The following is a 23,104-nucleotide window of genomic DNA, read 5'->3' as shown; positions in this document are numbered from 1 at the left end:
TAAGTGCGGCCGAACCGTTCGGAAGACGGCGGCCGATAACAAGAAAGGGGAATGGCATGAGAAATTTCAGGAAAATGATGCTTGCAACGGCGGCAACCCTAGTTGCCGGCGCCGCCTACGCCGCCGACTGGTATCCCTACGACGCCGCCAAGATCGAGCCGGCGTTTGCCGCCGACGGCAAATCGGTCGATGTCACCTACGAGCCGCTCGACAAGGCGACGAAGCCCTGGAACATCTGCGTCTCGTTTCCGCACATGAAGGACGCCTATTGGCTCGGCGTCGACTACGGCGTTGCGGAGGAGGCCAAGCGGCTCGGCGTCAAGATGAACCTGTCGGAGGCCGGCGGCTACACCGAGCTCGACAAGCAGATTTCGCAGATCGAGGATTGCGTTGCCAGCGGCGCCAATGCGGTCGTCATCGGCGCGATTTCCGCCGACGGCCTCAACAACCTCGTCTCGGAAGTCCGCAAGAAGGACATTCCGGTGATCGACGTCATCAACGGCATCTCGTCGCCGGATATTTCGGCGAAGTCACTGGTCTCGTTCTACACGATGGGTTCGGAGGCCGGCGCCTATCTCGCCAAGAAGCATCCGGCTGGCAGCGAAGAGGTGGTGGTGGGCTGGTTCCCCGGGCCGGCGGGCGCCGGTTGGGTGAGCGCGGCGAACGAAGGCTTCCTCGCCGCTGTCAAGGGTTCGGCGGTCAAGGTGCTGGAGCCCAAGTTCGGCGACACCGGCAAGGAGGTTCAGCTCAAGCTCGTCGAGGACGCGCTGCAGGCCAATCCGAACATCCGCTACATCGCCGGCACCGCGGTGACGGCGGAGGCCGCGCAGGGCATCATTCGCGAACGCGGCCTGCAAGGCCAGGTCGACCTGCTCTCGTTCTACATGACGCCCGGCGTCTATGAGGGCATCAAGCGCGGCTTCATCCTCGCTGCGCCGGCCGACTCGATGGTCATCCAGGGCCGCATTGCCGTTGATCAGGCCGTGCGCATCCTGGAAGGCAAGGATTACGTCAAGCATGTCGGCCCGAAGATCTTTGTTGTGGATCCGTCCAACATCAACGACGTTTCGCCGACGAACATCTTGCCGCCGGACGGCTACAAGCCGGTCTTCAACTTGAACTGATCGCGACGTCTCGGCCCGGTCCCGCCAGGCAAGGCGGGACCGGACCGACCTTTTTGTTTGAGCATCGGATTTTCCCAAAACCGGTTCCACCCCCGGGTCAGGCCCGAGGGCAGGCTTTGGGTCCGATGCTCTGGACCCCAGGCCGGCAAAAAAATGGACGACACAAACCCACCGCTCGTGGAGATGACCCGGATCTCGAAGGAGTTTCCCGGCGTCAAGGCGCTCGACGGCGTCGATTTCACGCTTCATCGCGGCGAGGTTCATGTGCTGTTCGGCGAGAACGGCGCGGGAAAGTCGACGCTGATCTCGATCCTCTCCGGCCTCTACCGGCCTACATCCGGTTCGCTGCGCATCGATGGCGAAGAGGTCGACCTGCGCTCCGTGCACGACGCCGCCAAATATGGCATCGGCACGGTGTTCCAGGAATTCTCGCTGATCCCGACATTGCGTGTTTTCGAGAACGTTTATCTCGGCCGCGAGATCAAGCGCGGTCCTTTGACCGACCGGCGCGCCATGGTCGAGGGCGCGCGCACGCTGTTTCGGGATCTCGGCTTCGAAATCGACATCCGCCGGCGCGTCTCCACCCTGTCGCGCGCCGAGCAGCAGATGGTGGAGATCGCCAAGGTGTTCCTGGCCAAGGCGCAGGTCCTGATCCTCGACGAGCCGACCGCCTCGCTCACCGAAAAGGAAACGCGCAAGCTCTTCGCCTTCATCGCCAAGGCAAAGGCCGACGGCGTCGGCATCATCTACATTTCGCATCGCATCCAGGAATTCCGCGAAATCGCCGACAATATCAGCGTGCTTCGCGACGGCCGGCTGATCGGCACGGTGTCGGCGCGCGACACCTCGGAGAAGGCGCTCGTCGAACTGATGACCGGCCGGGCGATCGACCAGATCTACCCCGAGATCGGCCGCCAGCCGGACGGCCGAACGCTGATGACGCTGCGCCAGATGCATGGCGCCGGCTTCCACGGCGTCGATATCGACGTGCGCGCCGGCGAGGTTCTGGGCATTGCCGGACTGGTCGGAAGCGGCAAGTCGCGGATCTGGCGCAGCGTTCTTGGACTGCAGCCGATCCGGGCTGGCGTGGTCACGCTGAACGGGCGCGACGTGACCCATGCGGCGACAAGGCATATGCTGCGTGGCGGCGTCTACTACCTGCCGCCGGACCGCAAGAGCGAGGGCCTGCAACTGGCGGCAACGGCGCGGGAGAACATCAAGCTCAGCCTGCTTGGCCGGGCCGATATGGCGGGCCGCTTCGGCATTGTTGCGCCGCGCCGCATCAAGGCGCTGGCCGACAAGATCGGCGAACGCGTCGGCATCGCGTCAGGCCATATGGGCCGCATTGTCTCGAAGCTTTCCGGCGGCAACCAGCAGAAGGTGCTGTTCGGCAAGGGATTTGGTGAGGAGCGGGATATCTACATCTTCGATGAGCCGACGGTCGGTGTCGACATGGGCACGCGCGCCGCGCTCTACCGGCTGATCAAGGAGATCGCCGAGGCCGGCAAGGCGGTGGTGGTGATTTCTTCCGACCTGCCGGAGGTGATGAACCTTGCGCACCGGCTGCTGGTTTTCTCGAAGGGCAGGGTGTCGGCCGAACTCACCGGCACAGAGATCGCGGAGGAGAATGTCCTGAAACATTTCTTTGCGGAGACGGGGATCCAATCATGACCATCCAGAGCAGCCGAACCGGGGATACAGGAGCGCCGCGAGGCCCCGCCATCCTGCTGGCGGCCATAAAGGCGGTGTTCCTGCGCGTCGGCGTGCTGCCGTTCTTCCTCGTCTTTTCGCTGATCGTCTTTTCGCTGATCTCGAGCCAGTTCCTGTCGATCCAGAATCTCACCAATGTCGCCAGGCAGTCGGTCTATCTGGTCCTCGTCTCGCTGGGCCAGATGCTGGTTCTCATCACCGCAGGCTTCGACCTTTCGGTCGGCACGGCAATCGCCATGACCTCGGTCGTGTCGGCGCTGGCGATGGTCGCGCTGGCGCCGCTCATGCCTGATATGATCTGGCTGGCGATCCTGCTTGGTGCCGGCGCCGGTCTGGGCGCCGCGCTGCTGATCGGCTGCCTGAACGGGCTCGGCATCGCCCAGTTCGATGTCTCGCCGTTCATCATGACGCTTGGCGTGCAGTCGGTCGGCGCGGGGATCGCGCTGTTCCTGACCGGCGGCGTTCCGGTGGCCGGTTTGCCCTATGATTTCGGCAATTTCTTCGGCTTCGGGCGGGTGCTGGGCGTCCCCGTGCCGGTGATGATCGCCTTGCTGGCAATCATTGCCATCTGGTTGGTGATGAACCGGACGAAACTCGGCTCTCACATCTACGCGGTTGGCGGCAATGTCAGGGCAGCCAACCTGTCCGGCGTCAACACCAAGCGGGTGCTGTTCCTGGCCTATGTGCTGTGCGCGCTGCTGGCCTCTCTCGCGGGCCTTCTGCTCACCGCTCGCGTCGAGTCCGGTGAAAGCAATCTCGGCGGCACGATCGCGCTGGAATCGATCGCCGCCTGCGTCATCGGCGGCGTTTCCCTGCGAGGCGGGCTTGGCCGTGTGGAGAATGTCGTTCTCGGCGCCTTCTTCATCGTGCTGCTGAAGAACGGCATGAACATCGCCCAAATCGGCTCGTACATGCAGATGGTGCTGCTTGGCTCGCTGCTGGTGCTCGCCGTCATCCTCGACCAGTTCCGCTACCGCATGCTGGTTGGCGAGAGCTGACCAGTCAAACCCGACAATCGAAAGGAAAGACCATGTTTTCCTCGACTTATCCCGTGCTTGCAGATCAGGCTTTTTCCGGCCGGACGACGGCGCTCAGGAATGTTTTTCTGGTCATTGCCGGGTCGCTGGCGCTGTGGCTGTCAGCCAAGCTGCAGGTTCCGTTCTATCCGGTGCCGATGACCATGCAGACTTTCGTCGTTCTGGTCATCGGAACGGCTTTCGGATGGCGCCTGGGTGCGGCGACGATCGCGCTTTACCTCGCCGAAGGCGCGCTCGGGCTTCCGGTTTTCGCCGGAACGCCCGAAAAAGGCATCGGCCTTGCTTATATGGCCGGCCCGACCGGCGGCTACCTCCTCGGCTATCTGCCCGCCGCGGCCCTTTGCGGTTTCCTCGCCAACCATGGCTGGGATCGCAGGATCGTCACGATGGCGCTTTCCATGCTCTTGGGGACAGTCGTCATCTATGCCTTCGGACTTTCCTGGCTCGGAACGGTCGTCGGATGGGACAAGCCGATCCTTGCCTGGGGCCTCACGCCGTTCATCCTTGGCGACCTGCTCAAGCTGGCGCTTGCCGCCGCGGTGCTGCCGCTGGCGTGGAAGTCTGTCGGCCATCTAGGCAACAGCGATCGCTGAAATCGGCCTGCTGCAGGAAGGACCTCTCGCGTGCCTAGCCAGAATGGAGAGCGGCTCTATGTGGCGACGTCGCTGGCCGACGCGCTTGCCGCCCTTGCCGAGCGGGGGCGGGCCGCAAGCGTGCTTGCCGGGGCGACCTGGACCATGCGGGCTCCGCTCAGACACGAGCCGCAGGATCTGTCCTATGTCGCGATTTCCAGGATCGATGAACTGCGACGTGTCGATGTTCTCGATCGCGAGATCAGCATCGGAGCCGGCGTCACCCATGCCGAGCTGGCGAATGCGCTTGCGTCCTTGCCCGAATGCAGCGCGCTGGCGCAGGCTGCCGGCAATTCCGCAAATCCGGCAATCCGCCACGTCGCCACGATTGGGGGAAACCTCTGCGCTTCGGCTTTCGCGGCAGCGGATCTCGTGCCCGCCCTTATATGCCTCGACGCCGAACTGGAAATCGCAGGAACAAACGGGTCCGAACGGATGACGGTCGAACGCTTTGTGGAGATCCGATCAGGCATCGCGCCCGGCCGTCTGGTCCGCCGCGTGATTGTTCCACGCAAGACGCGTCGCTCGGCGCATATAAGGCTGCCTCTGCGCAAGGCGGGCGATTATCCCGTGGCAATCGTCAGTCTGGCCGTGACGCTGGGGCCGACCGGCGTCGTCGAAAATGCTAGGCTGGCGGTCGGCTCGGTCGAACCCGTCGCGCGCCGCTGGATGCAGCTCGAAGCAGGCCTTGTCGGTGGTGCTCTCGACCCGCGTCATGCCGCCGAGCAGGCCGAGCGCCTGTGCGGCGATTTTTCGGGCCGCGATGGCATCGAGGCGCCTGGCTGGTATCGCGTGAAAGTTCTGCCGAGCCTGGTGCGCCGCGCCGTCGCCGCCCTGCACGAGCAGTCCTGAAGTCGGGAAGGGATCAAGCCGATGTCCTTGCGTCTCAACGTCAATGGTGAAGACCGGTTTTCGGCCGCCGAGCCGCTGACGCCGCTTGTCGATGTGCTGAGGGATGAATTCCATCTGACCGGGGCGAAAACGGTCTGCCGCGAGGGCTTCTGCGGCGCATGCACCGTATTGCTGGACGGGCGTCCGGTGATGTCCTGTCTTGTGCCTGTGGGGCTGGCGGCGGATTGCGAGGTGCGCACGGTCGAGTCGCTGGCGACGGACGGCGTCCTGTCGCCATTGCAGCAGGCGATGGAAGAGCACGACGCGGTGCAGTGCGGAATGTGTTTTCCAGGCATGCTGATGAGCCTGACCAGCTTTCTCGAGCGGGAGCCGAATCCAAGCCGCGACGACATAAGGGCAGCCCTTGCCGGAAACATCTGCCGCTGCACCGGATATGAGCGCATCGTCGACACGGCCTTGTCCGTGGTCCGGGCCGCATGAGTTGAGGGAGCAGGAAGCCGTGTCGGAAACCTCAACCGCGACCATGAACTTTCCGAGGCGCGATGCCCGCGACAAGCTGCAGGGCCGCACGCGCTATACCGTCGACCAGGGACGCCCCGGCATGCTTCACGCGGTGCAGCTGCGCGCCGAGGTGCCGTCGGCCCGGATCGTGCGCACCGACACGTCGGTGGCGCGCAAGATGCCCGGCGTCCGCGCCATCGTGACGGCCGAGGATTCGCCCGCCCGCCACGGCATCGGCATCGCCGACCATCCCCTGTTCGCGACCGGCTGCATCCGCTACGACGGCGAGCCGATCGCGGCTGTCGCCGCCGAGACCCTGGCGCAGGCCAAGGCCGCCGCCGCGGCGATCATCGTCGAACTGGAGCCGTTGCCGGCGGTAATCACGATGGCCGACGCGCTGGCGCCGGATGCGCCGCTGGTCCATCCCGATTGGCGGGACTACGAAGTGCTGCTCGAAGGCGGCGCGCATGCCGGCAATGTGGCATGGGAGGCAACGGTCGTACGCGGCGACACCGACGCTGCGTTTGCACGCGACGATGTCGAGATCGTCGCCTCCTGCTTCCGGATCGGCCGGCAAAACCATTTGTCCTTCGAGCCGCGCGCGGTCGTCGCGTCCTACGAGGACGGGCGGTTCCATATCGAGACATCGACGCAGGTCCCGTGGACCGTCCGCAACGTCACCGCGCGCCTTGTCGGCGTGCCGGCATCGCATGTTCGCGTCACCGTGCCGGCGGTCGGCGGCGGATTCGGGCTCAAGTTCGACTGCTCGCTGGAGCCCTTCGCAGCACTGCTGGCGCGCGCTGCGGGGCGCCCCGTCAAGCTCGTCAATTCGCGCGAGGAGGAGATGCTGACCTGTCTCTCGCGCGAGAATGCCGAGATCCGCATCCGCTCGGCCGTGACCGGACAAGGCGAGATCGTCGGGCGCGAGGCCGTGGTGCTGATGGATTGCGGCGCCTATGGCGGCGAACAGATTTTTCTCACGACCATGACGGCGCACACGCTGGGCGGCAACTACCGGCTCGGCTCGGTGAAGATATCGACCCGCGCCATCTACACCAACACCGCGCCGAACGGCGCATTCCGGGCCTGCAACGGCGTTTACAACACATTCGCGCTGGAGCGGCATACGGATGAGATCTGCGCCGCCATCGGCATGGATCCTCTGGAGTTTCGCCGACGCAATGTGCTGGGCGACAAGGACCTTGGCGCGACCGGGCAGGTGTTCGAAGGCGATGTTATGAGGCCAATGCTCGATCGTATGGCCGAATTGCGCGAGGCCAAGCCGTCGAAAAAACATCTGGCGGGAGAGAGGCTGTATGGGCGGGCCACGACGGTCGGCACCTGGTTCATCTTCGTTGGTCCGTCGGCGGCAACCGTCAACCTCAACCCGGACGGCAGCGCGACACTGGTGACCTCCGGCGTCGAGATCGGCTCAGGCTCGATGATGCAGTCTCTGCCTCAGATCGTCGCCAGCACGCTTGGCCTGCGGCCGCAAGACGTCGTCGTGCGCACCGCCGACACGGATGCCGGCGGTTTCGATCTGGGTGTCGGCGGCGGCAGGACGACCGTTTCGCTGGGCGCCGCCAGCCTTGCCGCCGCCGTCGAGGTCCGCAAGAAGCTGCTGCACGTCGCCTCGGACATGCTGGAGGCCTCCACCGAGGATCTCGTTCTCGAAAACGGGCGTGTCGAGATCCTTGGCGTCAAGGGCTCCGGAACGACGATCGAGAAGGTTGCCGAGCGCGCGCAGCGAATGACAGGTCCGATCTCGGGAAGCGGCGCCTTCACCGGGCCTGGCGTGGCGGCGATGCCGGGCTGCGCGGCCGGCCACTTCATCGACGCCATCGACATCCCGGTCTTTGCGGTGCATGACTGCGAAGTGGCCGTCGACCCCGAAACCGGACATGTCGAGGTGTTGAGTTACACGGTCGTCCAGGACGTCGGGCGGGCCCTCAATCCCCGCGCTATCTACGGACAGATACAGGGCGGCGTCGTGCAGGGCCTTGGCTACGCCTTGCATGAGGAGATCTCCATCGGCGCCAATGGCCGCATCTGCCAGGCCGGCCTGGAGACCTACCGGGTGCCGCTCGCGCAGGATGTGGTGCCGGTCGAGATCAGCCTGTACGAAGGGGCGCCCTCGATCGGGCCGCTGGGCACCAAGGGGGCCGGCGAGGTGCCGATCCTCAACGTCGCCGCGGCAATCGCCTGCGCCGTTTCGAACGCCACCGGTCGACGCGTCCAGGAGATACCGCTGACGCCGCCGCGTGTCCTGGAATTGCTCCTCGGCAACAACCAGCCTCTGGATTTCCCGCACATTGCCGACACATGGCGCGACAATGTGATTGCGGCAGGGTTTTGAACGCGCTCTGCAGCCAGCCCGATTACCTGGAACCGGCCCCTGTTCTGACTGGATGGCGCTGGCGGGCATATGCCACGCAGGCGTCTACCGTGCTGACGCAGAGCCCATCGCGGTGGTTCGGCAGATTGTTGTCGCCCGCATAGGCGACCTCGGCAACACGGCCATCGACCATTCGAATTTGCGTATTGCAGTAGCCGCCAGGATTGACATTGAGGGATCCTCCGACCGTCGGGATCGCACCCACGGCCAAGGTTGGAATCACGACGTTGAGATTGCCGCGTTGAACGGTGCGCTGATAGGTCCAGATCTGGCTTGATCCGCCCGCATCGGCGGTGGCTGTCGGAAAGCCGGCGCACATTCGAACGTCCGCCTCGCTGAGACCGACCATCTCCTTGCGGGCGGCCGCCGTCGTTGCGTCTTCCTTCGAGATGTTCGACGTGTCGTCGGGGGCGACACAGGAGGACAGGATGGAACTGCCGGCCAAGAGGACAAGAAGGACAAGCTTTCGCATGCTGGAAAATATCATACCGGCTGTTGTGATTTGTGCTGGCCCCGAGAACCCTAGTTAGGCAAGCAGACAACCGAGTCAACCTGCACAACTTCACGATGTCGTTGTCGTGCCGCCGAGCGCATCGGCTGTACTGACGGAATTTGCCGCCGGCCTCGGCATGTCGTCCCGCGTGCGACTCAGGCTGCTCCGATGCCCACGGACTTGAAGCGTTGCCGGTATTTTTGCGGCGTCACGCCCACCGTGCGCTTGAACAGACGACGGAAGGAGTTCGGATCATCATAGCCGACCGCCTGCGCGATGTCGTCGATTGCCTGATTTGAGGTTTCCAGCATCTGCTTGCCTTCCTCCACGCGAAGCGTCTGCACGTAGCCGATCGGAGTGTAGCCGGTCGCCGACTGGAATCGCCTTTTGAAGGTGCGGTCGGCGAGGCCAGAGCGCTTCGTCATCTCCGCAACCGGATTGGCAATGGCATAGTTTTCCGAAATCCAGCCCTGGCAATCAGCAATCGACGCGTCCTCATGCTGCTTCGGGCGAACCATCGCGGCAAAGGGAAGCTGGCCTTCGCTGCGGTCGCCAAACAGAAAGATCTTGGCGATCCGCCGTGCCTCGGCATCGCCGCAGAAACGGGCAATCAGATAAAGCGACAAATCGGTCCAGGATGCGGAGCCGCCGCTCGTCACCACATCGTGCCCGTCGCCGGAGGGCACGATGACACGTTGAGGCTGTAGCCGGACGCCCGGATAGCACTTCCGGAAATATCGGGTCGCGCTCCAGTGGGAGGTGGCTTCGCGGTGTTCGAGCAGCCCGGCTTCGGCCAACATCAGCGATCCGGTGCAGACCGAGCAGATGATCGCGCCACGCGCGTGCTGGTCCAGCATCCAGTGGATGGCTTCATCCCATCTGCCACTCAGATCTGGTTCCGGTTCCAGACTGAGGTCGCCGATGATGACGACATCCGAGCGCAGGCTTTCGCCGAAGCTGTGCTCGGAAAAAATCGTGGCGCCCAGAGTAGTGCGCACCGGCCCGACGCGGCTGCCGACGATCCGCGGCGTCATGCGGCGGCTTTGGGTCCGTTCGCCCGTCAGCATCTCCCATGCCGCTCCGACGCAGGTGAAGACCTCGTGCAGCCCGTAGGTCACGGCCGCCGAAACCTCGGGCACCACCATGAGGCTTACCGTCAGCGTTCGGGCATCATGGGATAGCGGCATGTCCGAGGTTTGGCACATATGACCCGTTTCTGTCGAGTCTGCGTCTAACGCCGCCCTGACACGAGATGGCATGGGCTCACCCGGCAAGCGCCGATCTTCACCAACCCGCGCTCGCCGGAAACGGAGAACCGATGTTTGAGACAACACGCAGAAAGGTGCTCGGCGCGTCGATGATCGGCGCGGGCGGCATCCTGAACACATTCGGCTGCCGCGCAACCGCGGCCGGCCTCTCGCAGAAAGGAAATATCATGCTGGACAGGATCCAGAACTTGCCGCAGGGCATGATCGAGGCAGCGCAGTTTCCTCTGATCGAGGCGATCCACGGGCGCCGGTCGCGCCGCTTTGCCCGCGGCGCCTCGATCCCGGACGGGCCGCTCAGCTACACATCGAAGCAGGCTCCGGCGCCGCTCGGCGATCTGGAACAGATGCTCCTGCTCACCACCGTCGCCGGCAACACCGGCTGGTCGAACTTGATCCCGCACAACCGGTTCTACAGCCCGAACATTCCGAACTATGCGGGCGCGGCCGGCGGCCGGAGCTTTCCTTCGTCCGCCGGTTTTCACACCTCGGAGATTTTCTTCACCGATGACAACGGGGTTTACTTCCTCCCGACCCGCGACATGGGGGCCGTCGCCGCGCCGGACGGCGAGACGGATATGAACGCCTATCTCGATGCGCACCGGTCGCGCATCGTCAAACTTGCCGATGGCCGCCTCAACATCCCGCGCGTGCCGCAGCATATGGAGATGCACAACGAATGGTGTGCAAACGTGCCTGGCAGCATGCTGATCATTCCGGTGGCCGACCTCGCCCAGCACATGCTGCTCGTTCTGTGCTACCTCGTGCAAAACGGCGCCTGCATCTATGACGACGTCAACGGTCGTCCGGTTCCGGGGATCGACCGGTTCAAGGCGCTGGTGGATACCGAGAACCCGTTTCCGCTGAGTTATGTCGAGCAGCTTGGCCTTACCGAGGTGACGGTCGAGACGTCGACGGCCTGCTATGCCGGTGCGCTGATGCTGCAGGCTCTCGGTCTTGGCGGGTGGATGTACGAGGGGATCAACCCGTTCAGCGTGCTGGGTGCTAGCGGCGATCCCGAGGTGCCCGGACTGGGGTTCCGCTTCGACATGCTGGAAGGACGCCCGCTGCCGCACGTGACCGGGCTCGAGGGCGTGTTCGAGGGGCATTGCCCGCCGCATTTCCAAACCATGCGCGCCGCCGTCGAGAGCGTCGTGGCACGGAAATTCGGACCGGGCGGCCCGTTCAACGCGGGCACCGGCGGGCCGTACAAGAAAACCGAAACCATCCGGTCAAGCGCTGCCCCGATCGGCGAAGAGTTTGTGGATTGCGTCACGACAATGGCGCAGTACATATTCGACACGTTCGGGCGTTTTCCGGCGACCGTGCCCGCGATCTTCAGCCTGATGTACCTGCAGGCGCACCAGTTGGACACCGGGTTCTACGATACGCATTTCGGGCCGGGCGCCTATCTGCGCACCCATGCCGCACATCAGCAGAACTGGGGCTGATCGGCTGGTCGAGATATTGCTGGAGCGTCGGACCTAAAAGAGGGTACCGGTTTTGGGAAAATCCGATGCTCAAACAAAAGCTAGGCCTGTTGCTTGCGCCAGGCCTGGTATTCTTCCTCCACCTCCTTCGTCAGCGGGAAGCCAAGCGCATCGGATAGCGCGCGGGGCGGCCTGCCCGATCCGATCGTCAGGGATGGCATGATCGCGGTCGTCGACCGGCCTGGAATGGGCGTGGACATCATCCCCGAGCGGGCCGAACGCGTCCTGCGGAGAACAATGCGGGCTTTTTTGGCTGATCTTGATCCCGCAGTATTCGGGGCCTTGTTTATTTCGGTGAAATGCCGGAGCACTTGATGATCGAGGGGCAGACTGATTCGGAGCTCATTCATGCGCGGAGTGCAGGCAGCATTCGCGGCAATGATACTGATCGCTTCAGTCACTCCGGGCCTCGCCGAAAATAGTTCCCCTTTCATCTACTTTGCGACCGAAGATCCTTTCGCTGGCGGTCAACCGATGAAGAACGACATCTATGTTTTTGGCGGCGTCTTCACGACCGGGTCCTTCGGAGACACGATCAAAGTCTTCGGGGCCGACTATACGGACAGTTACATGGTCGGAGCCGCATACGGCCGCGACTTCACCGACATTGGCGCCGGTTTCGTCCTTGGCGGCGTGACCGGGGCCGCCATAAGGTTTGGCGACGACGACGATACGTCCGGAGAACTTTGGGCCGGCGTGCGGCTTCGCCATCAGGGTCTTGTCATCGGTGATCTGGCGATTGCGCCCGCGCTGACGGCTGGATTCAGTGCCGTTACAGGCCCCACCGAGATCGAGCGCGATCGCGAAATCCGTTACGATGGCGATGCGTCACTCCTCGGGTTCATCGGTGCGGAGCTTTCTTTCCGGGTCAGGCAAGCTCCCAATGTCGAGCTTGTCTACCAACTCCACCATAGATCCGGCGCCGATGGGACGTTTGGCGATATGAATGAGGGTTCCAATGCGAACGTCCTTGGAATCCGTTATCGCTTCTGAAGGTGCGCCGCCGTCGGATTGCCCTATCCGGCCCTGACGATGCGAAATCCTTCGAGTTCCGCAACGATCGGCTGACCCTTCCATCGCTCTATATCGTGCAGGACGATCAGTTGCCCGAGATCGCCGCCGATCTCGGTGTTGATGCGATCGATGGTCTTCAGCTGCTCCCAAACGCTGCCGACGGCATTGTTCAGCGGGGCGTAGACGCCGTCGTGCTTGTGTCCGGTGATCTGCCGGCTCGAATAGACGCAGTCGCCGGAGATGACCAGCCTGCCCCGGGCGGACTGGACGATGACAAATTGCTGTCCGATCGTGTGGCCGCTTCCCAGCCGGACATGGATGCCCGGCAGCACATCGTCCTTGTCGCCATCGATCAGCGAGACACGGTGTTCGACCGATGCATCGAGGGCGGCGCGCAGAGTATCCGGGTCGATGATGGCGGTGAGATAACCGAAGCGCGGCGGCAATGCGATCGCCTCATACCAGGAGAGCAGCTCGCTTTTCTGGATGTGGAGATTTGCATTCGGGAACTCGGCGATCGATCCCATGTGATCGAAATGCGCATGGGTCACGAAAATGTCGGTGATCGCGCCGGGCCCGATGCCCAGCTCGGCCAGCATGCGAACCGGCGAGATCCAGTTGGGAATGTCAAATTTCAGCGAGAAGGCAGTGCTCGATTCCTGAATGAACCCGGTGTCGACCAGCACGTTGCGGTCGCCACGCTTCAAGAGGACAAAGGAAAAGGGCAGATCGACCTTGCCATCGTCATACATGCCGGCGACGAGATCCACCCAGGGCTGCTGGTTCGACCGGGCGAATTCGACAACGTAAACCTCCCAATGCGTGTCTTCGCTTGTCATCGCTTCCTCCTTCAGCGTTCCGCCAGCGAGCGTCCCAGGCTCGCCATGCCCACGGCAATGATCAGAATGGCGCCCTGCAGCACATATTGCGAGAAGGTCGGGGCACCGAAAATGTTGAGGCCATTGAAGCCGAAGGCGATGATGAGGGCGCCGACCAGCGTGCCGAGCACATGGAATTCGCCGTCACGCAGCGTTGCCGAGCCAAGGAACACCGCCGCGAATGCGGTGAGCAGGTAGGAGTCGGCGGCACTTGCCGTGCCGCTGCCGAGCCGCGAGGCAAGCAGTATCCCGGTGAGCGCGGCGCACATTCCCGAAATGACGAAGCCGAGGATCTTGATGCGGTCGACATTCACCCCGGCAAGGCGGGCGGCCACGGCATTGCCGCCCACGGCCTGGATCTCCTGGCCGAGCGGTGTTCGTTCGACCAGGAGCCAAAGCCCGCCGAGAACGAGGATCATGACGATGATGTTGTTGGGGATACCGAACAGCCAGCGTCCAAGGGAAAGCTGGAGAAATGCCTCCGGCACGCCCGCCACGATGGGAACGCCGGCGGAATAGGCGAAGGCCAAGCCGGTAAGGATCGTTCCGACGCCCAGCGTCGCAATAACGGAGTTGACCTTGACCTTGGTGACGATGAAGCCGTTGACGAGACCGATCACCGCGCCCAATGCGATGACGATGACCACCGCAAGCGGGATCGGCAGCTTGTCGTGGACGACAAGGCCGGTGATCAGAATGCCGTGCAGGCTGGCGGCGAAGCCTATGGACAGGTCGAGTTCGCCAACGACCACGGCAAGCGTCAGCCCGCCGGCAATGATCATGGCCAGCGAAGCCTGGTTCAGCACATTGGTGAAATTGCCCAAGGTGGGAAAGGCTCCGGGCGACAGGATCGAAAATGTGACGATCATCGCCAGCAGTCCGATGATCGTGCCATAACGGGCAAAGATACCGAGCGCCGCCTTGGCTCCGGGCGACAGACGCCGGGCGCTTATCGCAACATCGCTCATGCGGGATGATCCTCCATCAGGGCTTCCGGTTCGACATAACTTGCTTCGACGATTGCCTTTCGCGACACCGCCTGACCGGTCAGCTCGCGAACAACGCGTCCTTCCGCCATCACCAGAACGCGGTCGCACAGGTCTGGCAGTTCGTCCGGCTCCGATGAAATCACCAGAACCGCCATTCCGGAGTCGGCTTGCTGGCGGATCAGCCGGTGGATCTCGGCGCGCGCTCCGATATCGACGCCTCGCGTCGGCTCATCGAGGATCAGCACCTTCGGTGCGCGCTGGAGCCAGCGGCCGATCGCAACCTTCTGCTGATTGCCGCCGCTGAGACGGCCAACGGGCGTGCTTGCGCTTCGCGCCTTTATCGACAGGGAGCGGATCGTCTCGCCGGCCATCGATGTCCGGGCGCGTCGGTTCATCAGCGGCAGGTATCGGCCAAGCGCAATCTTGTCGAGATTGGCGATGCCTAGATTGAAGGCGATGCTCTTGGAGAGAAAAAGCGCTTCCGCCCGGCGCTCCTCCGGGACCAGCCCAAGCCCGGCCCGGACAGCCGCCGCGGGGGAGGCGGGCGCATAGGGCCGGCCCATCAGCGTCATCTCGCCGCTGTCAGGCCGCTCCGCCCCGAAGAGCAGCCGGGCGAGTTCCGTACGCCCGGCGCCGACAAGGCCGCCGATGCCCAACACTTCGCCGGCGTGGAGCTGAAGGCTGACGCCACGGACGTTCGGCGCCCGCGCCAGGGTTCTGGCATCCATCACGACGTCGCCGCGCTGCCGTGTCGTGGCTGTCCTTTGAGGATCCCGAATTGCGCCGCCGACGATTGCCTCGACCAGCGCAGGGCGGTTGAGCGTGTCTCCGGCGAGCTCGGCCACGGAGCGGCCGTCGCGAAAGACCGTCACGCGCGTGCACAGGCTCAGGATCTCGTCCAGCCGGTGCGAGATGTAGAGCACCGCCACCCCTGACGCGGAAAGATCGCGCACGATCGCAAAGAGCCGTTCCGCTTCACTGGCGGCAAGCGATGCCGTCGGCTCATCCATGACGATCAGCCGCGCCTTGCGCACCAAAGCGCGGCAAATATTGATCAGCCATATCTCGGCCGTCGAAAGGCCCTTCACGCCGGCGTTGAGCGGGGCTGATATGCCGACGCGCCTGGCGATCGGTGCGACGTCGCGCGCGATCGCACGCCAATCGGTCAGCCCGAAGCGGGTTTTCTTCGGGACGCCCAGCATGATGTTCTGCAACACGGTCATGCCCGGCACAAACGCAAGCTCCTGGTGAATGAAGCTCATGCCGAGCTCGGTCGCCCGCTGCGGCGTGCCGATCTGCTGGCTGTGGCCGTCGAGCTCGAGACGACCGGCGTCGGGATGGTTTAGTCCGGCCAGGATACGGATGAAGGTCGACTTGCCCGCGCCGTTGGCGCCGACAAGACCATGGATTTCACCTGGCGCGATGTCGAGCGATACGCCCTTCAGCGCCTGCGTGCCGCCGAAGGCCTTTGCGATATCGCGCGCCACCAGGAACGGGGTTGCCATTTCATCAGCGCCGCCTGGCTGCGGCGCACCCCTTGTCAACGTCGCCTCCAAACCAAGTGCTACTTTATGGCTTCCGGATGGTCCTTGAGAAAGGCATCGGCAGTCTCCTTGGTCACCAGCACCGCCGGAACCTCGGCTGCCTTGGCTTGCCAGGCGCCGCCCGAATCCTTGATGTCCTTCAACATCTTGACCATGTTGTAGCCTTCAGTGAAGCTGTCCTGCCAGGCCGTCGCGGTCATGAAGCCGTTCTTGATGTTCTCCAGCGCCTGGGCATTGCCATTGATGCCGTAGACGAGAACGTCGTCGCGTCCCTGGGCGCGCAGCGAGCCGATGGCGCCAATCGCCGGGTCGTCCCAGCATCCCCAGATCGCCAGGTTCTCCTTGCCGGCCGGATGCGAAGCCAGCCACGCATTCGCGTATTGGGCGCCGTCCTCGAAGTAGCCGGGGATGCGCACTTCGTTCTTGGTGACGGTGATGTCAGGATGTTTGGCGACGATCTCGTCCATCACGACTTCGCGGTTTCGACAGACTTCGCCGGTCCGGTAGGTGAGAGCCAGTATCGAACCCTTGCCACCCATTTTCTCGACCATGAGATCGACGACCGGTATCGCCATCGGGCCGCCCGAGCCGTTCGTGGCGGCAACGGTCGAGCCAAGCCCGCCGCCCCAGGTCACCACAGGTATTCCAGCGTCGCCCGCGGCGGCCAGACCCGCGCCGATCGACGAATAGGGAAATACCATGTCGACAATCGCATGCGCCTTGAGCTGCGCGAAATTCTGGATCGCCGCGTTCGCCTGGTCGGCACTGCCGGCGGCGTCGACAACGTTGGTCTTCCAGCCAAGCTCATCGGCGGCCTTCGTGGCCCCCTGGATGTAGCGGACATTGTTGGCTTCGGTGGCGCTGATGGACACGATGCCAAGAAGCGGCTTGTCCTGCGCGGCGGCGCCAGCCGTCACGAGCGAGAGCGCTCCGGCGGCGATGATGCAAGCTAGATTTCTCATGGTTCTCCTCCCTTGACCTCTTTTGCCGCCAGAGCCTCTTGGCAGCAAACCGTTTCGCTAACGTCACGCAAAATGCGACCCAATGCAAGCGTGAATCCGCTGGACACAGCCATAAATCTGAACCAGACTTCAGCGAAACGATTAGCTATCAGGACAAAATGGCCACCATCAAAGACGTTGCCAGGAGGGCAGGGGTGTCGACCGCGACGGTCTCGGCCGTCATGAACGATAGTGCCTTCGTCAGCCCCGAGCTGAGGGCTCGCGTCGTCTCCGCTATTCGCGAGCTGCGCTATGAACCGTCGCTGGCCGCCCGCAATCTGCGTCGCAACCGCACCCAGTTGATCGCCCTTGCGGTGGCCGATCTCTCGAACCCGTTCTACGCGCGCATCGTCTGGTCGGCGGAGGCGGCCGTCGCGGCGTGGGGCTATTCGCTCGTTCTGTTCAACAGCGATGAAAAGCCCGATACGGAACGGCGCATCCTGTCGCGAATTCGCACTCTTGGTTGCGATGGAATGGTCCTGGTACCGGTGGGCGCGGCAAATCAATATCAGCCACACGAGTTCGATGGCATCGCGACCGTTCTTCTGGGGAGATCGATCGAAGGCAACAGCGCCGATACGGTGACCATCGACAATCGGGAAGCCGGCAGACAGGCGGCCGACTATCTGCTCGATCTAGGGCATCGCCGCATTGGCTCGATCACCGGTCCGATGCAACTGTCGACCAGCAAGGGCAGGCTTGACGGCATGATCGAAGCGATGGCCGCGCGCGGGCTTGCGCCGCAGCCCGGTCATATCAGGTCCGGCGAATTTCGCGAAGAAGCCGCCTATTCGGTGGCTCGCGACATGATGGGTTCGCCCGACCGCCCGACGGCGATCTACGTCGCGAACGGCGTCATGGCGATCGGCGTGATGCGAGCCGTTGCCGATCTTGGCCTGCGCTGTCCGCAGGACATCTCGATCGCCTCGACGGACACGGTCGCGGGCGCCGGCGGCTTGAAGCCGCGACTGACGAGAACGGAGCATCCCATCGCCGACATGACCAACGAAGCGCTGCGTCTGCTCGTCGATCGCATCGAGGAAAGGGTATCGGAGCCCGTGCGCAGCATCGTTTTCCAGCCGGCTCTGATCGTCGGGGAAAGCTGCATGCCGCTGCGCGAGAACGCCGGCTGACGGTTTCCCGCCGCGGGCCGCGGGATGTCAGTCGCAGCCCCTTGGCGCTCCGCGCGATGGTCTTAAAATCAAACGCTTTCGAGATAGGTCTCGAGCTCGAAGTCGCTGACATTGAGCGCGAACGTATTCAGCTCCTGGCGTTTGCAGGCGATGAAGGAGTCGCGCAGGATCGTCGGAAATATCGCCGCCACATGCGCCCCGTTTTCGAAACTGGCGATCGCGGAGGCCCAATCCGGCGGCAGCTTGGCCGGCTGAAGTCCTTGCCCGTCTCTGCCCGCTGGATCGCCAGGCGACAATTGCCCTTCGATGCCGATGAGTGCGGCGCCTAGGATGGCCGCAAGCACGAGGTATGGATTGGCGTCGGCGCCGGCGACGCGATGCTCGATGCGACGAGCGCCGGTCGGTCCGCCGGGGATGCGGATCGCCACCATGCGGTTCTCATAGCCCCAGGCAACCGCGGTCGGCGCATAGGACCTGGGGCGCAGCCTGCGGTAGGAATTGAAGTGCGGCGCGAACACCAGCGTGCTTTCGGCCATGGCGGCGAGCAGGCCGCCGACGGCATGGCGCATGATGTCCGAACCCTGGTCGCTGCCATCGTCGAAGACATTGCGGCCTTCGGCGTCGGTCAGGCTGAAATGGACGTGAAAGCCGTTGCCGGCACGGTCGCCATAGGGCTTCGCCATGAAGCAGGCGGCAAAGCCGTGCTTGCGGGCGATGCCCTTGACGGTGCGCTTGAACAGGACGGCGTCGTCGGCGGCGCGCAAGGCGTCCGCGACATGGTTCAGATTGATCTCGAACTGGCCGACGCCGTTCTCGGCGATCGCGGTATCGACGGGAATGCCTTGCATGCGGCAGGCGTCGTAGACATCGTGGATGAAGGCTTCGAAGTCGTCGATCTCGTCGATCGACAGGGCGGCGTCGGAATCGAGACGACGCCCTGTTACCGGCGAGACAGGCCCGATCGGCCGCTGCGATTGCGGGTCGACCAGATAGAACTCCAGTTCCGTAGCCGTGACAGGGGTGAGCCCCAGGGCCCTGTAGCGATCGAGGATGCGGGCCAGCGCGCGCCGCGGGTCACCCAGGAACGGCGCGCCGGTTTCATCGGCCAGCCAGAGCGGGACAAGTGCTGTCGGGTGCGCCGTCCAGTTCACCGGCAGGATGCCGCGTCCCGTCCACTGGCAAAGGCCGTCGGCGTCGCCGGTGCCGAAAACCAGCGTGTTGCCCTCGATATCCTCGCCCCAGATGTCGAGCCCGACCAGCGAATAGGGCATGCGCAGCTTGCCCTCCAGCGCCTTGCGTGCCTGCTCGACCGGAATGCGCTTGCCGCGCATGATGCCGTTGAGGTCGCACACCGCAGCCCGCAGGCTTTGGATGTCGTCCCTGCTTTCAAGCCACTTCAATACGTCCGCGATTGCATCGCCCAATTTCAACCCCTGGTTTTTCCGAGGTGCCGTAGCCTTGGTCGGTTACGATATCTCTATAGCTTGTGAGTTTCCGAAAAATCGCTCTGGCTGCCGCCAGAGATTTTCCTTTACTTTTTCAATTCACTAGCTGGGATATCGGGAGGCATTTCAAGACCAATTGCGCGATTTGCGATCGCAATATAGCGGTTGGGCCGGGTAAAGCCAAGCCGCATTTGAGCCGCCGTCAGTGCCGCGTCTCCGGGAATTTGACGTGTTGCAAGAGATGCGTCGCGCCGTCGTTTATGTCGCGCACGATAGCGGCGCGGGCGCGTATCCCATCCTGGGCTTCGATCGCGGCGACGGCTTCCTCATGGTAATCGATGTCGAGAATGGCGGCGAGATTGTCCTCGAAACCCATGGCCAGGTTCCTGAGAAACGGACCGACCTGCATCCACACCGTCTCTATCAGGAAGATCATCTGCTCGTTGCCGCAGTGGCGATAGATCGAGAACTTGAAGTTGTAGTTCTTCCGCAGATAGTCGTCGATGTCGCCCTTGCGGGCAGCCTCGGTCAGCTCGGTGCAATGGCGGCGGATCGCCCGCAGATTGTTGCCATTGATCAGCATCGCGGCAAGCTCGGTCGCCGAGCCTTCGAGGATCGTTCGCACGGCGGTCAATTGCGAGAATCTTTCGGCCGAGATGACCGGCACCTCCACGCTGCCGTTCGGCATCGGGCTCAGCGCGCGCAGCGCCTGCAGTCGCATGAAGGCGCTGCGCACCGGCATGTCGCTGGTGCCCAGTTCCTTGGCGAGCTTGCGCGAGGTCAGCTTCTGGCCGGGCTCAAACTGGCCCGACATCAATGCCCTGACGAGTTCCAGATAGACTTTCTCATGCAGGGGCACAGTGTCGACGGCGGTCAACCCGAAATGCGTTTTATCGGCCATTGGAGGTACGCTACTTCATTCGTTCTGAAATCTACGCAGCTGGCTATATCTGCCGCTGGAAATGTTGGCTGGCTGAACGCGGCGTAAGCGCCGAAGTCAGCCATTTTTCAAGCACAGGATAGACGCTTCGAGCGCGGCGCCGCAAGCCGCGTCATCGCTGCTGTTTCGGTGGTGCGCCATTCCGAATCGCCGTCGCCGTCGTCTAGAGCATGTGAGGTGCCCACGCTCGTCCTCCACGACGATGGCGTGGAGCGTCCTTTTCGACACGATGATGCGGTTCATCGAGTTGAGCGGCAGCCGGACATGAGCATCATTCCATCGTCATTCCGCGCCGCCTGAGCGCAACGGTTCGAAGGCCGCGGCCGTAAAAACAACCGACACGGCGGCAATCGCAGCGCGCGTGCTGGCCGCTCGGCCACGCAATACACCGACACCATCCGGCATCAACGAGGAGCTGGGCGAACTGGAACGAGCATTTCCCTCAATCGCTTCACGCAAAATCCGATCCGTCAAATGTTGGATTGGTCGCTTTAGGGCCGATTTTCAGTGGCGCGTCGTTTTCATCCGGATTGGGGACAGGAGCCTCGTCGGGAAGTCTGTCCGGGTCCGGCTCACGCACCGGCTTCGGTTCGGGAAACGGCGGCGGCGTGGGCGCGGGAGTGGGCGTTGGTTCGGGAGTAGGAAGAATGGCCATGGTGTGATTTCCTTCCGCTCGCTGCACTGTGCCTTGGCGGGTCATCGACGTCGGGCGGGATTTTGGCGCCACCCCTTTTTCGACCGGTTTCGCTCTACGGGCCTATGCACGCAGAACGACCACGCGTGCCTATGGTTCCGATGGGGGCCTTCAGTGATCCCGCAGGCATCAGGCGTGGCAGGACGGCGCCGTCAGAAAAGTGATCGAATAGTCCGCGCACAAAGGCCTTGTCGGCCTCGTGGGGCGCCATAATTTCCATTTCAGGTGGGGCGAACTCACCTGCTGAAAGGGTGGAGCGAACTCACCTGCTGAATAGGAGGCGGCCGTGAAACACCAAACACTTGACCAACTGCATGCCGTTGCCGACGTTCACGCTGAAGCAACAGACCTCGTGGCGACTCGAAGCCAGCGTCTCGAACGTTGGGCGAAACTGCTGGAACAAAATCCCGATCGGCGTCTCGAAGCGCTGACGGGCACCGAATACAAGTCTCCCGAGATACGCGAAAAAATGCGCGACAACGATTCACCTCTCACCGTTGCCTTCGAGGATCCGATTTTTCGCGCGCAAGGCTTGAAGGATGACACCTACGGCGAAGCCAGGCGCTTCTTCGAACTGACGGACTGGCAGCTGCACGAAATCGTTTGTCATTGCCATGTCGGCGCCACGATACGAGCGCGGTGGGCTGCCTCTCGCGTCCGTGCCGCAAAGTCGGAGAGGTTCGGCTTCTTCGCCTGGCTGCGTGGAACATTCATGCATTGACGTAGCGGGCATTGACGTAGCGGGCATCGACGCTACGGGCCGGCAGTTCGGAAGATGGAGGCGGCGGGCGACATGATTTCCACGCCTCGCATCAATGGGCGTTGATGACGGATATGCCGTTCGGCGGCGATCCGCCATCGGCGAAACTCGATACCATCGGTATGGTGGATTCAGTCGGCGGGCGCGGTGTAGCGGCGACGGACCGCTTCCGCGATGGCGGCGCGGCTTTTATGCGGATCGAGACTATCGTCGTCCTCGATAACAGCCGCTTCCTCCGCAAGTCCTTTGTCCTTGACCTGGTTGCGGAACCAGGCCGAATAGTCGCCCGCGCGCAAGTGATGCTCCCAGGTGCGATCATCGATTCCCTCGGCGATTTGTAGGAACATCATGAGATTTTGCGCTTTCAGGTTGAGCGCGCCGTCAGCGCCGCGGAAATAGAAACTGCTGTCGCCAAGATCACCCTCGGCATATTTGCGCGAATGACGCTTGCGTTCCTGCCGGGGACGCTCGACCGAGATCGGCCTTGCGGGTTCGCCTGTCGACCGGTTCCAATACAAAACCTTGTTCTCCGATGGCGGCACGACGCCCTCCGACACGTCCTCGTCCACTGCGGCACAGAAACTCTCGACGACCTTGTCGGATTCCGGGCCAAGAGCCAGCACCGTGTCGACGCCCGCCAGCACATCCCGCGAAACCAGATCGGGATGAACTGTGATCAGAATGGTCGCCGAAAGGCTTTTTGGCAGCGCAAAAGATGTGCCGTCGCGCGCGTGCGGCAGCAGGTGGTGCGCCTCGTCGATGATCAGCCAGTGCGGGCGTCCGGTGCGGGCGCGAAGCGCGGCAAGCTCCGGCAGCAGCTTGGCGAAGGCGTTTGGCCGCTCCCCGGTCTTGATCCCAGGGCTCCGAATCCAGGTTAACGCGATAGCTGACCGAGGATCGATGCGAGATAGTCGGTGCTCCAGGCTGCCATCTTGCGTCTGCGCTTGATTGGACGTTTGTCGTTGACGGCTTTGACGAGATTGAGGGCGAAGTGGCGGACGATTGCCATGTTGTTTGCGCCGTGGCCCTTGCGCAGTCTCGACTGGTCGTCCTTGAAGACGACGTCGAGCGTCCAGTGCAGGGCGTTCTCGATAAGCCAATGGCCGCGCACGGCGTGAGCGGCCCGCTCGGCGGAGAGATCGGCCGAGGAGATGTAGTAGCGCGTATCGAACCGGCTCCTGTCCTTGAGGCCGGTTCGGGAGCGGAC

At 63.1% G+C, this 23,104-nt stretch carries 23 protein-coding genes; 11 read left to right on the top strand and 12 right to left on the bottom strand.

What is annotated here, in order from left to right:
- Window positions 1-56: 56 nt before the first annotated feature.
- The 7 genes from torT (at window position 57) to IQ26_RS11460 (ending at window position 8,212) form a co-directional block, all read left to right on the top strand.
- Window positions 57-1,124 (top strand): TMAO reductase system periplasmic protein TorT, encoded by a 1,068-nt coding sequence (torT, locus tag IQ26_RS11490; RefSeq protein WP_145716934.1) that lies wholly within the window; start codon window positions 57-59, stop codon window positions 1,122-1,124.
- A 153-nt stretch (window positions 1,125-1,277) separates the two neighbouring features.
- Window positions 1,278-2,795 (top strand): sugar ABC transporter ATP-binding protein, encoded by a 1,518-nt coding sequence (locus tag IQ26_RS11485; protein WP_145716932.1) that lies wholly within the window; start codon window positions 1,278-1,280, stop codon window positions 2,793-2,795.
- Window positions 2,792-3,832, top strand: coding sequence for an ABC transporter permease (locus tag IQ26_RS11480; RefSeq protein WP_145716930.1), 1,041 nt, complete (start codon window positions 2,792-2,794; stop codon window positions 3,830-3,832). Before IQ26_RS11485 ends, IQ26_RS11480 begins: the two co-directional genes overlap by 4 nt.
- A gap of 32 nt (window positions 3,833-3,864) precedes the next feature.
- On the top strand, window positions 3,865-4,464 hold the full coding sequence (locus IQ26_RS11475) for a biotin transporter BioY (RefSeq protein WP_145716928.1): 600 nt from the start codon (window positions 3,865-3,867) through the stop codon (window positions 4,462-4,464).
- 30 nt (window positions 4,465-4,494) lie between these two features.
- Complete coding sequence (locus tag IQ26_RS11470) at window positions 4,495-5,355, top strand: FAD binding domain-containing protein (RefSeq protein ID WP_145716926.1); 861 nt, start codon at window positions 4,495-4,497, stop codon at window positions 5,353-5,355.
- Between the two features lie 21 nt (window positions 5,356-5,376).
- Window positions 5,377-5,835, top strand: coding sequence for a (2Fe-2S)-binding protein (locus IQ26_RS11465; RefSeq protein WP_145716924.1), 459 nt, complete (start codon window positions 5,377-5,379; stop codon window positions 5,833-5,835).
- Between the two features lie 19 nt (window positions 5,836-5,854).
- Window positions 5,855-8,212 carry a xanthine dehydrogenase family protein molybdopterin-binding subunit gene (locus IQ26_RS11460; protein WP_208760143.1) on the top strand — a complete coding sequence of 786 codons (2,358 nt, stop codon included), beginning with the start codon at window positions 5,855-5,857 and terminating at the stop codon, window positions 8,210-8,212.
- Window positions 8,213-8,234: 22 nt separating this feature from the next.
- On the opposite strand, the gene IQ26_RS11455 is transcribed toward IQ26_RS11460, so the two are convergent.
- On the bottom strand, window positions 8,235-8,723 hold the full coding sequence (locus IQ26_RS11455; RefSeq protein WP_240547072.1) for a hypothetical protein: 489 nt from the start codon (window positions 8,721-8,723) through the stop codon (window positions 8,235-8,237).
- 176 nt (window positions 8,724-8,899) lie between these two features.
- Window positions 8,900-10,147, bottom strand: a complete 1,248-nt coding sequence (locus IQ26_RS11450) for a GlxA family transcriptional regulator (RefSeq protein WP_240547071.1) — start codon at window positions 10,145-10,147, stop codon at window positions 8,900-8,902.
- Window positions 10,148-10,179: 32 nt separating this feature from the next.
- Here IQ26_RS11450 and IQ26_RS11445 point away from each other — a divergent pair, with 32 nt between their 5' ends.
- Window positions 10,180-11,460 (top strand): hypothetical protein, encoded by a 1,281-nt coding sequence (locus tag IQ26_RS11445; RefSeq protein ID WP_145716918.1) that lies wholly within the window; start codon window positions 10,180-10,182, stop codon window positions 11,458-11,460.
- A gap of 80 nt (window positions 11,461-11,540) precedes the next feature.
- Here the strand turns inward: IQ26_RS11445 and IQ26_RS39120 are convergent, their stop codons facing one another.
- Window positions 11,541-11,900: a hypothetical protein gene (locus IQ26_RS39120; protein WP_156090932.1), complete on the bottom strand. Its 360-nt coding sequence runs from the start codon at window positions 11,898-11,900 to the stop codon at window positions 11,541-11,543.
- 73 nt (window positions 11,901-11,973) lie between these two features.
- Here IQ26_RS39120 and IQ26_RS11435 point away from each other — a divergent pair, with 73 nt between their 5' ends.
- Complete coding sequence (locus IQ26_RS11435; RefSeq protein ID WP_156090931.1) at window positions 11,974-12,492, top strand: hypothetical protein; 519 nt, start codon at window positions 11,974-11,976, stop codon at window positions 12,490-12,492.
- Window positions 12,493-12,515: 23 nt separating this feature from the next.
- On the opposite strand, the gene IQ26_RS11430 is transcribed toward IQ26_RS11435, so the two are convergent.
- The 4 genes from IQ26_RS11430 to IQ26_RS11415 are packed head-to-tail and all read right to left on the bottom strand — an operon-like array spanning window position 12,516 to window position 16,886.
- Complete coding sequence (locus IQ26_RS11430; RefSeq protein ID WP_145716910.1) at window positions 12,516-13,352, bottom strand: N-acyl homoserine lactonase family protein; 837 nt, start codon at window positions 13,350-13,352, stop codon at window positions 12,516-12,518.
- An 11-nt stretch (window positions 13,353-13,363) separates the two neighbouring features.
- Window positions 13,364-14,359, bottom strand: coding sequence for an ABC transporter permease (locus IQ26_RS11425; protein ID WP_145716908.1), 996 nt, complete (start codon window positions 14,357-14,359; stop codon window positions 13,364-13,366).
- On the bottom strand, window positions 14,356-15,885 hold the full coding sequence (locus tag IQ26_RS11420) for a sugar ABC transporter ATP-binding protein (protein WP_240547070.1): 1,530 nt from the start codon (window positions 15,883-15,885) through the stop codon (window positions 14,356-14,358). Before IQ26_RS11420 ends, IQ26_RS11425 begins: the two co-directional genes overlap by 4 nt.
- 59 nt (window positions 15,886-15,944) lie before the next feature.
- Window positions 15,945-16,886 carry a sugar ABC transporter substrate-binding protein gene (locus IQ26_RS11415; protein WP_145716904.1) on the bottom strand — a complete coding sequence of 314 codons (942 nt, stop codon included), beginning with the start codon at window positions 16,884-16,886 and terminating at the stop codon, window positions 15,945-15,947.
- 158 nt (window positions 16,887-17,044) lie between these two features.
- On the opposite strand from IQ26_RS11415, the gene IQ26_RS11410 reads away from it, so the two are divergent.
- The gene (locus tag IQ26_RS11410) at window positions 17,045-18,058 is read left to right on the top strand and encodes a LacI family DNA-binding transcriptional regulator (RefSeq protein ID WP_145716902.1); all 1,014 of its coding nucleotides are present in this window, start codon (window positions 17,045-17,047) and stop codon (window positions 18,056-18,058) included.
- A gap of 68 nt (window positions 18,059-18,126) precedes the next feature.
- Here the strand turns inward: IQ26_RS11410 and IQ26_RS11405 are convergent, their stop codons facing one another.
- From IQ26_RS11405 to IQ26_RS11395, 3 genes are all read right to left on the bottom strand, one after another.
- The gene (locus IQ26_RS11405; RefSeq protein ID WP_145716899.1) at window positions 18,127-19,482 is read right to left on the bottom strand and encodes a glutamine synthetase family protein; all 1,356 of its coding nucleotides are present in this window, start codon (window positions 19,480-19,482) and stop codon (window positions 18,127-18,129) included.
- Window positions 19,483-19,705: 223 nt separating this feature from the next.
- A complete protein-coding gene (locus tag IQ26_RS11400; RefSeq protein ID WP_145716897.1) occupies window positions 19,706-20,404 on the bottom strand; it encodes a GntR family transcriptional regulator in 699 nt (232 codons plus the stop codon).
- Between the two features lie 490 nt (window positions 20,405-20,894).
- Entirely contained in the window at window positions 20,895-21,098 is a 204-nt protein-coding gene (locus IQ26_RS11395) for a hypothetical protein (RefSeq protein ID WP_145716895.1), read from the bottom strand.
- Between the two features lie 325 nt (window positions 21,099-21,423).
- Between IQ26_RS11395 and IQ26_RS11390 the strand changes: the two genes are divergently transcribed.
- Complete coding sequence (locus IQ26_RS11390; RefSeq protein WP_145716894.1) at window positions 21,424-21,858, top strand: hypothetical protein; 435 nt, start codon at window positions 21,424-21,426, stop codon at window positions 21,856-21,858.
- A gap of 170 nt (window positions 21,859-22,028) precedes the next feature.
- Here IQ26_RS11390 and IQ26_RS11385 read toward each other — a convergent pair whose 3' ends face one another.
- The gene (locus tag IQ26_RS11385; RefSeq protein ID WP_145716892.1) at window positions 22,029-22,541 is read right to left on the bottom strand and encodes a hypothetical protein; all 513 of its coding nucleotides are present in this window, start codon (window positions 22,539-22,541) and stop codon (window positions 22,029-22,031) included.
- A gap of 230 nt (window positions 22,542-22,771) precedes the next feature.
- Window positions 22,772-23,104, bottom strand: a 333-nt coding sequence (locus IQ26_RS11380; protein ID WP_145716890.1) for an ISAs1 family transposase, incomplete at its 5' end; no start/stop codon positions are given.

The organism is Mesorhizobium tianshanense (assembly GCF_007830515.1).
Taxonomy (GTDB): Bacteria; Pseudomonadota; Alphaproteobacteria; order Rhizobiales; family Rhizobiaceae; genus Mesorhizobium; species Mesorhizobium tianshanense.
The sequence above is the reverse complement of the archived record's forward strand: the minus strand, read 5'-3'. Positions and strand labels throughout refer to the sequence as shown.

What these genes read in the sequence shown, in the direction of transcription:
- torT (WP_145716934.1), top strand. Translation starts at nt 57, where the DNA reads ATGAGAAATTTCAGGAAAATGATGCTTGCAACGGCGGCAACCCTAGTT.
- IQ26_RS11485 (WP_145716932.1), top strand. Translation starts at nt 1,278, where the DNA reads ATGGACGACACAAACCCACCGCTCGTGGAGATGACCCGGATCTCGAAG.
- IQ26_RS11480 (WP_145716930.1), top strand. Translation starts at nt 2,792, where the DNA reads ATGACCATCCAGAGCAGCCGAACCGGGGATACAGGAGCGCCGCGAGGC.
- IQ26_RS11475 (WP_145716928.1), top strand. Translation starts at nt 3,865, where the DNA reads ATGTTTTCCTCGACTTATCCCGTGCTTGCAGATCAGGCTTTTTCCGGC.
- IQ26_RS11465 (WP_145716924.1), top strand. Translation starts at nt 5,377, where the DNA reads ATGTCCTTGCGTCTCAACGTCAATGGTGAAGACCGGTTTTCGGCCGCC.
- IQ26_RS11455 (WP_240547072.1), bottom strand. Translation starts at nt 8,723, where the DNA reads ATGCGAAAGCTTGTCCTTCTTGTCCTCTTGGCCGGCAGTTCCATCCTG.
- IQ26_RS11445 (WP_145716918.1), top strand. Translation starts at nt 10,180, where the DNA reads ATGCTGGACAGGATCCAGAACTTGCCGCAGGGCATGATCGAGGCAGCG.
- IQ26_RS11435 (WP_156090931.1), top strand. Translation starts at nt 11,974, where the DNA reads ATGAAGAACGACATCTATGTTTTTGGCGGCGTCTTCACGACCGGGTCC.
- IQ26_RS11430 (WP_145716910.1), bottom strand. Translation starts at nt 13,352, where the DNA reads ATGACAAGCGAAGACACGCATTGGGAGGTTTACGTTGTCGAATTCGCC.
- IQ26_RS11425 (WP_145716908.1), bottom strand. Translation starts at nt 14,359, where the DNA reads ATGAGCGATGTTGCGATAAGCGCCCGGCGTCTGTCGCCCGGAGCCAAG.
- IQ26_RS11420 (WP_240547070.1), bottom strand. Translation starts at nt 15,885, where the DNA reads ATGGCAACCCCGTTCCTGGTGGCGCGCGATATCGCAAAGGCCTTCGGC.
- IQ26_RS11415 (WP_145716904.1), bottom strand. Translation starts at nt 16,886, where the DNA reads ATGAGAAATCTAGCTTGCATCATCGCCGCCGGAGCGCTCTCGCTCGTG.
- IQ26_RS11410 (WP_145716902.1), top strand. Translation starts at nt 17,045, where the DNA reads ATGGCCACCATCAAAGACGTTGCCAGGAGGGCAGGGGTGTCGACCGCG.
- IQ26_RS11400 (WP_145716897.1), bottom strand. Translation starts at nt 20,404, where the DNA reads ATGGCCGATAAAACGCATTTCGGGTTGACCGCCGTCGACACTGTGCCC.
- IQ26_RS11395 (WP_145716895.1), bottom strand. Translation starts at nt 21,098, where the DNA reads ATGGCCATTCTTCCTACTCCCGAACCAACGCCCACTCCCGCGCCCACG.